This window comes from Kribbella catacumbae DSM 19601, assembly GCF_000372465.1.
In the GTDB taxonomy this organism is placed as follows: Bacteria; Actinomycetota; Actinomycetes; order Propionibacteriales; family Kribbellaceae; genus Kribbella; species Kribbella catacumbae.
In genome coordinates, this window is the sequence record NZ_AQUZ01000105.1 from 1 (window position 1) to 8,582 (window position 8,582).

6 protein-coding genes and 1 pseudogene are annotated in these 8,582 nt (G+C 68.7%); 2 read left to right on the forward strand and 5 right to left on the reverse strand.

What is annotated here, in order from left to right:
- The 4 genes and pseudogenes from A3ES_RS54835 to tmk form a co-directional block, all read right to left on the reverse strand.
- Nucleotides 1–191, reverse strand: a pseudogene (locus A3ES_RS54835) (IS5/IS1182 family transposase); the annotation flags it as partial.
- An 86-nt stretch (nucleotides 192–277) separates the two neighbouring features.
- On the reverse strand, nucleotides 278–946 hold the full coding sequence (locus A3ES_RS0144805; protein WP_020393366.1) for a DUF4190 domain-containing protein: 669 nt from the start codon (nucleotides 944–946) through the stop codon (nucleotides 278–280).
- Nucleotides 947–1,051: 105 nt separating this feature from the next.
- Nucleotides 1,052–2,221, reverse strand: coding sequence for a DNA polymerase III subunit delta' (locus A3ES_RS0144810; RefSeq protein ID WP_020393367.1), 1,170 nt, complete (start codon nucleotides 2,219–2,221; stop codon nucleotides 1,052–1,054).
- Entirely contained in the window at nucleotides 2,218–4,209 is a 1,992-nt protein-coding gene (tmk, locus tag A3ES_RS0144815) for a dTMP kinase (protein WP_020393368.1), read from the reverse strand. The genes A3ES_RS0144810 and tmk overlap by 4 nt, the downstream gene beginning before the upstream one ends.
- A gap of 87 nt (nucleotides 4,210–4,296) precedes the next feature.
- Between tmk and A3ES_RS0144820 the strand changes: the two genes are divergently transcribed.
- Nucleotides 4,297–4,572, forward strand: a complete 276-nt coding sequence (locus A3ES_RS0144820) for a type II toxin-antitoxin system Phd/YefM family antitoxin (RefSeq protein WP_020393369.1) — start codon at nucleotides 4,297–4,299, stop codon at nucleotides 4,570–4,572.
- Nucleotides 4,569–4,979, forward strand: a complete 411-nt coding sequence (locus tag A3ES_RS0144825; RefSeq protein WP_020393370.1) for a type II toxin-antitoxin system VapC family toxin — start codon at nucleotides 4,569–4,571, stop codon at nucleotides 4,977–4,979. Before A3ES_RS0144820 ends, A3ES_RS0144825 begins: the two co-directional genes overlap by 4 nt.
- A 49-nt stretch (nucleotides 4,980–5,028) precedes the next feature.
- On the opposite strand, the gene A3ES_RS0144830 is transcribed toward A3ES_RS0144825, so the two are convergent.
- Nucleotides 5,029–7,773, reverse strand: a complete 2,745-nt coding sequence (locus A3ES_RS0144830) for a glycoside hydrolase family 2 TIM barrel-domain containing protein (protein WP_020393371.1) — start codon at nucleotides 7,771–7,773, stop codon at nucleotides 5,029–5,031.
- Between the last annotated feature and the right edge of the window lie 809 nt (nucleotides 7,774–8,582).

The following is an 8,582-nucleotide window of genomic DNA, read 5'->3' on the forward strand; positions in this document are numbered from 1 at the left end:
GACGCCGCGACCTCACCCGGCAGACTCGGCCGCCCGGTCGAGCTCGGGAACAGATCCTCGAACAACCCGGCCGGGAACACCTCACCACGATGCTCAGCCAAGAACCCGAACACGCTCCCGGCCGGCACCAGATGCCCGACCAACGCCCGAGCGTCCATCAACTCCTGATCAACCCCAGCTGAACCCTGCACCCCACAATCGTCCCAGCACGGTCACCACACGACCGGGCCAACACGCAGGTTATTCAGCAGGCTCCTAGTGTCCCGTGCCGGAGGTACTAACGCTGAGAACCGCGCATGGAGCCGGTCAACTGCTCGCCGGGCTTCCCGACCATGCACAGGACGTTGCCATCAGCAACGGCACGATCTTCCAGGACGACGTAGTACATGTCCAGCTCCGACCGCTCGTACGACTTGCCGACGAAGGTCTGGAAAGCGGTCGCACACTGCTGCGTGGCGACCGCGCCCTTCTGTGGCGTGGACAGTCCGGTCAGCATCGCGCGGACCTTCGCGTACGCCTCACCCGTATGCGGCACGGCACAGTCCGCGATCTTGACCTGGCGCAACGTGGCCACCTCCAGCTCCGCGTCGAAGCACTGCTGGACCTGCACCTGCGAGATGACCGTACTGCGGCCGATCCCCGCGCGCCGTTCGCCTTGCAGGTTGAGCGCGGCGGCGAGTCCGATCGCGATCAGCCAGCACGCGCTGATCACCAGCGCGCTGATCGCCAGCCCGCGCCCACGCGCCCCTGACTTGCGGACCCGCGGCAACGCGATCAGCCCGAGCACCATCGCGATCGGCACCAGCCCTGGCAGGCTGGTCGCGAAAGCCGCCACGGCATAGCGATCCAGCCGGCGTTGCGCGGGCGTCGGCACGCCCGCCAGCCAGGACTCAGCCGATGGAAGCGGAGTCCGCACCGGCTGGATCGGCGGTGGCGGTTGGGTCAAGGAGCATCCTTCGGAAGGGTCGCGCCGGACGGCGGGGTCCGCCACCCACACATCGGCGGGGCCACTACCTTCGTTACAGGGTTGTCCGCAACCCAGACGCGTGTCTCAGCCCTCGAACAGCGCGATCGTCATCGCTTCGAGCGCCAGGAGCGGCGCGACATTGCCCTCGATCGCCTCCCGGCAACCGGTCAGCGCATCGATCCGGCGGATCGTCTGCTCGGGACTCGTCCGGCCGGCCAGCCGTTCGATGTCCGTCCGCAGTTCGCCGTTGATCAGTTCCGCGCCCGCACCGGTCTGAACGACCAGAACATCGCGGTACAAGGCCATCATGTCGACCAGCGACCGGTCGAGGACGTCGCGTTCCCACCGCTTGGCCCGCGCCTTCTGCTGGTCCTCGAGTTCCTTCAGCGCCGCACCGGCCTCGCGTGGCCTGGCGCCTTTCGTGCCAACACCGAGGGCCTGCTCGAGCTCGGCCCGCTCGCGCTCGTCGACCTTCGCGGCACTGGCCTTGGACTCCTCTTTGGCCGCGGTGACGAGTTGCTGCGCCGCGTTCAGGCAGGTGCCGATGTCGCGCAACTCGAACGGGACCTCCAGCACCTTGGTCCGCCGGCCGCGGACCTGCTCATCGCGTGCCAGTGCCTTCGCCCGGCCGATATGTCCTTGCGCCGCCCGCGCCGCGAATCCCGCCAGCTCAGGATCGGTCCCGGACTGCCGGGTCAGCATCTCGGCGACGGCGGCCACCGGCGGGGTGCGCAGTACGAGCAGGCGGCAGCGGGACCGGATCGTCGGTACGACGTCCTCGACCGTCGGCGCGCAAAGCACCCACACCGTCCGCGCCGCCGGCTCCTCGATGCTCTTCAGCAACGCGTCCGCGGCCTGCTCGGTCAGGCGGTCCGCATCCTCGATGACCATCACCTGCCAGCGTCCCTGGGTCGGGCTCATCGCGGCCCGGCGGACCAGTTCGCGGATCTCGCCGACGCGGATCGACAGCAGCTCGGTGCGGATCAGCGAGACGTCGGGGTGCGCGCCGTTGAGCGCAGTACGGCAGACAGCGCACTCGCCGCAGCCGTCGTTGACGCATTGCAGCGCGGCGGCGAAGGCCCGGCCCGCGTTCGATCGGCCCGATCCCGGCGGCCCGGTGATTAGCCAGGCGTGCGTCATCCCGGCCGTGGCCGCGCCACCCTCGCCACGCAATCGCGCCGACGCCCCGCCAACGGCCTTGCGCAGTACGGCGACCGCGGGCTCCTGCCCGACCAGATCGTCCCAAACGGTCATAGCGGCCCCACCTTTGGCAACATCGGGAGCAGGCGAGCCTGGATCTGCGCCGCGAGCTGGGCGCGATCCTGGGTCGCGTCGAGGACCAGGTAGTGCTGTGGCTCGGCGGCCGCGAGCTCGAGGAACGCCGTCCGCACGCGCTCGTGGAAGTCGGCGGACTGCGCCTCGATCCGGTCCCGTTCCTTGAACCGGCCGAGCCCGCTCTTGGGCGCCAGGTCCAGCAGGATGGTCAGGTTGGGGCGCAGGTCGTCGGTGGCCCAGCGGTTCACCCGCTCGACGTCGGAGAGCTCGAGGTCGCGCCCGGAGCCTTGGTAGGCGAGCGCGGAATCGACGTACCGATCAGTGATGACGACGGCGCCCGATTTCAGTGCGGGCCTGATCACGGAGTCGACGTGCTCGGCCTTGTCGGCGGCGTACAGGAGGGCTTCGGCGCGGTGCGAGATGTCGCCGGTCGCCGGGTCGAGGACGATCTGGCGCAGCGTCTTGCCGAGGTCGGTGGCGCCTGGCTCGCGGGTGAGCAGCACTTGCTGGCCATGCTCGGTCAGCCACTCGACCAGCAGCGCGGACTGCGTCGACTTGCCCGCGCCCTCACCGCCTTCGAGTGCGATGAACAGGCCGGTGGTCGGGTACACACCGGGCGTCTTGCCGAAGCTGCGACGCAGATCCCGCCAGAACGGTACGCCGGGGCGGTCGTCCATCTGCCGCCAGGCGACCAGACCGATCACGCTGGCCAGCACGGCCGCGATCAGCATCGTCATCGCGGCGCCGTTGTAGGTGATCGAGCTGTCCCCGACCGACAGCGTGCGGCGGCCGATCGCGCCGGCCACGAACGGCGCCACCGCCAGCGTCACCGCGAGCACGGTCCGGACCGCGGACTGCACGAACGCGAACGTCCGCCCGCGCACGTTGTCCGGCACCTCGAGCCCGAGCAGCGTGTACCCCGAAACCCAGGAGGCCCCGGCGCAGAAGCCGAGCACGATCGCGATCATCGTCGCGATCTCGATCTGCTGGATCAGCGCGAGCCCGGCCAGCCCGACCCCCGACCCGACCAATCCGGCGGCGAACAACCGTCGCCGCGACAGCCCGGAGAAGAGCCGTGGCGCGAACCCCATGCCCAGCGCCAGGCCACCGAAGACGGCTCCGAACAGCACGCCGTACCCCGGGTCGCCCGCGTCCAGGTCCTCGACGTACGTCCGGCCGAGGCCGATCACGACCGCACCGGCCGCGAAGGCGCCCGAGATGCCGACCACCAGGCCGCGAACCACCGGCGTACCGGTGACGTAGGACCAGCCTTCGACCATCGTGCGCCACAGCGTCGGATGCTGCTCGTGCTCATGGGTACCGGCCCGGCCGATCTCCGCGACCGAGACGATCGCCAGCCCCGAAATCAGGAAGGTCGCCGCGTTGACGTAGACGGCGAGGTCGATCGAGAAGTCGCCGAGGCCACGGGTGACCAGCGTGATCGCGGTGAAGATCGCGGCCGCCGGCAGCGCCGACCCGTACGTCGTGATCAGGCTGAGCTGGTTGGCCGCCTCCAGCCGGTGCCGGGGCACCAGGTTCGGCACGCTGGCGTCCTTGGCCGGGCCCCAGATCAGGCTGACGATCTCGATCAGCACGGTCGCCACCAGCACCCAGGTGAGCGTGCCGACGATCGGGATGCTGACGAAGAACGCGGCCCGGATCAGGTCGCCGACGATCATCGTCCAGCGCCGGTCCAGCCGGTCCGCGACCCAGCCCGCGACCGGTCCCATCACCAGCGCGGGCAGCACCCGCAGGAACAGCACCCCACCGATCGCGAAGTTCGCCGCCTGGTAGTCGTCGCCCGCGAACGCCTTCGCCATCGCGGTCAGCGCGAGCAGCCCGATCCAGTCCCCCAGACTGGACAACCCGAACGCGATCCAGAGCCGCCGGAACGCCCGGATCCGCAACACCGCGCGCAGATCATGCGCCGGTGCAGGATCAGTCAACGGGTCATACACCTCCGGCACGGAAGTGAGCCTAGTCGGCCCCGTGGACAGGTCCTGTCGACGGCTCCGCCGATGCCAATGTAGAACGTTCTGTTCTACACTAAACGTATGGACCGGATACCAGTACGAGAACTCAACCAACACACCAGCGCGGTGCTGGCCAGAGTGTCCGGCGGCGAGTCGCTGGAGATCACGGTCAGTGGCAAGCCGACCGCTCTGCTGGTTCCGATCAGCGTCGCATCGGCCGACTTGCAAGGCTTGGTCGGTCGCGGACGGCTGATCCCCGCAACCGACGCCGGCCCAATCGCCCTCCCAGGCGGGGAGGCCGACCTGACGACCGATTCCACGCAGATCGTCTCGGACCTGCGCGAGGAGCGTCTGTGATCTACCTCGACACTGCCGCGATCGTCAAGCTGATCCGGCCTGAGGCCGAGACCAAGGCTCTGCACGACTGGCTGATCGACCAACAGGACAAGACGCTGGTGGCCTCGACCCTGGTCGAGATCGAGGTCCCCCGCGCGCTACGCCGTACCGATCCGGGCCGCCTGGTGGCCGTTCCCACCCTGCTCGCGAAGCTCAACCGGGTTCCGATGGACGAAACCGTCCGCACCACCGCTGCCGCTTATCCGGACCCGCTCCTGCGGACCCTTGATGCGATCCACCTCGCCAGCGCCCAGACCCTCGTACTCGAAGGTCTGACGCTGACAGCGTTGGTCACCTATGACAAACGCCTCCTGACAGCCGCATCCGAAGCCGGGCTCGCCACCGCAGCACCTGGCGCCATGAACTAGCACAGCGCCCTGCCCGCTAGTAGCGGTCAGGGCGCTGTGGTCGGGAATGCTAGACGCTGAACCTCACCGACAGGGAGGCGGCTGCGGTGTGGAGCTTGTAGCGGTCCGGTAGGGCTGGGCCGCAGGAGTTGGAGCCGATGCCGGCCTGGGCGAGGTCCAGAGTCACGTACGTCGTGTCGCCGGCGACCAGGTCAGGGGCGTGCTTCGCGTTCTGCAGGTCTGCGCTGGTCCAGTCGCGGACAGTCAGGCCGAAGAGGTCGGGAGCTGCCTCGATCCGCAGTGAGTCCAGCTGGGCCCAGCGGGTGTCGATGCGGTGGCCGTTCTCCTGCGGACGCACGTACGGCGCCTGCAGCTGGTCGACCGTCGCGGAGTACTTGCCGACGGCCGCAGCTGCACGGGTGTCGACGTACGCCTCTCCCGGTCCGGTGCCGAACCACTCGACCTGGCTGACCTTCGGCAGCTCGAAGGTGATGCCCAGGCGCGGCAGGGTCGCCGGGAACTGCCCCTCGGGCTCAATGGACAGGTCCAGCCCGAGGGAGCCCTCGGCGAGGTGGGTGAAGCGCCAAGTGGCTACCAAGCCCCACTGGAGAGCGGGCGGCGCAGTACGGGTGACTACCTCCCAGGCGCCGTCCTTGACGCCCTCGGAGACCACCCGGTGCTGCACGCGGTGCAGCCCGGCCTCTCGCCAGGCGTCGGCGACACCCGGGATCGCGTCGTTGTCGGTCTGCGCTCGCCAGACGTCCAGTCGCAGGTTCCGGACCGGCAGCTCGCCCAGGCTGATGCCTGCGCCGGTTGCCGTGCCGCCCTCGCCGACAGCCTCGGCCCTGGCGTGCCGGGCCTCGCCACTCGCTGCAGCAGCCTCAGTGGCGCCACCGGCGTGCCGGGGCTGGTCGGCGGCGGGAGTGTCGAGTCGCACCTGACCCCAGGCGATCCGGTGACCGGCGTCGGCCCACTGAGTGGCCTCGGTGAGCTCAGCCGTCACAGTCACCCAGGTCTCCGGATGAGAGGCGTCTGCCGGAGGCAGCGCGACCGACACAGTGCCGCCGGGTGCGATGGCAGGTACGTCGAGCACACCCGCACCGATCCGCTCGCCGGCGACCTCTGTGACGACGCGGAAGGTCAGGTGGCTGGTGTCGAGTACCTCATAGCGGTTGGTGATGTTGACGACGCCGGAGTCGCCGCCGATCACCAGCGGCTCGATCACCTTGGTGTACTCGAGCATGCCGGGCGACGGCGTACGGTCCGGGAACAGCAGGCCGTCGCAGACGAAGTTGCCGTCGTGGATCTCTTCGCCGAAGTCACCGCCGTACGCGTAGAACCCCTTGCCGTCCACCGAGGTCCGCAGGCCGTGGTCGATGAACTCCCAGATGAATCCGCCCTGGCAGCGCGGGTACTTCTCGAACAGCGCGTGGTAGTCCGACAGACCACCCGGCCCGTTGCCCATCGCGTGCCCGTACTCGCACAGGATGAACGGCAGACCCCGGTAGGACGCCATGTCCTCGCCGATGGCGGTGACGCCCTCCAGCGAGGTGTACATCTGCGAGTAGATGTCGACGAACTCCGCCTCGGTGTCCCGCTCGTAGTGCACCGGGCGCGACGAGTCGCGATCGCGCGCGAACGCGTACATCGCGCGCAGGTTGTCGCCCATCCCACACTCGTTGCCGAGCGACCAGATGACGATGCTCGGGTGGTTCTTGTCCCGCTCGACCATCCGGCGCATCCGCCCGACCAGGTCGGTCTCGAAGCGCGGATCCATCACCGGGTTGGGGAGGTTCGGCGGCTCGGGCTCATAGCCGAAGCCGTGCGTCTCGAGATCGCACTCGTCCACGACGTACAGGCCGTACTGGTCGCACAGGTCGAGGAAGTGCGGGTGCGGCGGGTAGTGGCTGGTGCGGACGGCGTTGATGCCGGCCCGCTTCATCACCAGGACGTCGTCGAGCATGTCCTGCTCGGTCAGCGCCCGGCCGCGATCGGGGTGGAACTCGTGCCGGTTGACGCCGTTGAAGAGCACCCGGTTGCCGTTGACGGTCAGGACACCGTCCACGATCTCGACCGTGCGGAACCCGAGCCTGAGGCGTACCTCGCCGCCTTCGGCACGCAGTACGGCGTCGTAGAGCCGCGGGCTCTCGGCGCTCCACGGCTCGACGGCCGGTACGGGCGTCTCGAAACCGGTCGGGAACTCCAGGCCCAGCTCCTCGACGACGACGGTGCCCGGGACGTCCGAGTCGACCTTCAGCGTTCCGGAGCCGTCGGAGTACGTGGCGTGCACGAACACGTCGGTCGGCGCCTGCGGCTTGAGGGCGAGCAGGGTGACGTCGCGGAAGATGCCGGACAGCCACCACATGTCCTGGTCCTCGACGTAACTGCCCGCCGACCACTGGTGCACCCGTACGGCGATCCGCACCTCGTTGCCCGGAGCAACCAAGTCGGTGAGGTCGAACTCACTCGGCAACCGCGACCCCGACGACCAGCCGACGAGGTTGCCGTCGACGTGCACGGCGAACCGCGAGTCGACCCCCTCGAACCGGAGCACGACGCGAGACCCGGCCCAGTCGGCCGGCACGGTCACGGTACGCACATAGTCGCCGGTCGGATTGGCCGTCGGCACGTGCGGCGGCTCGAGCGGGAACGGGTAGTCGATATTCGTGTACGCCGGAGCGCCGTACCCGCTCAGCTGCCAGTGCCCCGGCACGCTGATCATGTCCCAGCCGGAGACATCGGGCTCCTTCAGGTCATCAGGCGCCTCGGCCAGGCTGGGCGAAAGCCGGAAACTCCACTCACCACCAAGCGGCACCCGAGCAGAATCATCATCGAGCCAGGCCCGCGGGGACAACACACCCACACCCGGAGCAAAGTCTTCGACATAACTGTGGTCGTAGGTCACAGACATCGACCCTACGACCGATCTGTTCACAATTCCACACCGATGAACAGATATGGACACTTTTTGCCCAACCGCTCTGCCGCCCCGGACCGCCACCACACACCAACGACCAAACCCCACGGCTGAGGCTGCAGCGACCCGGGCAGGCCGATTCGCGACTTACCTGCATCGTTTCGGGGTGGCAAGTGGTTGGTTGGTGTGGTTTTGGGCGTGGTGGGGTGTGCTGCCTGCCCGGACAGCTGCCGGTTTCCGTGAGCGGGTGGGTGGGTCAAGGAGCGCGTAGCGCCCGCGGAGCGGCGCCGGAGGCGTCCTTGACGCATCTGCCCGGGAGTGGATCATGTGGCTGGCCCCGGGTGGGAGCTGTGGGTTGCGGAGGGTGTTCGTTCGGGCGGGTGGTGGGTCCTTCCTGGGGGCGGGGCGGGGGGTGATGTGGCGTGGCGCGGGTGGTGGGGGTAGCGAAGAGGCAACCAGACTTACCTGGGTCCGCCGGGTCTGTGGCCCGGTGACATGATGATTGATTGGGTGTCTCCCCTTCGCGCTGCGAAGGGGGTGCGGCCGCTCATTCTTTGGAGGCCCGCCCGGGTGGCCCCTGCGCGGCAGGGGTGTTCCGGGGCTGACAGTCGCCTGGCTGGAGCCGGCCGTGGTAGTTCCCCATCGGTTGATGATGGTGCTCTTCACTGTCCCTGCCGTTGCGTGTCACGGTGCTGGTCACCTTGGTC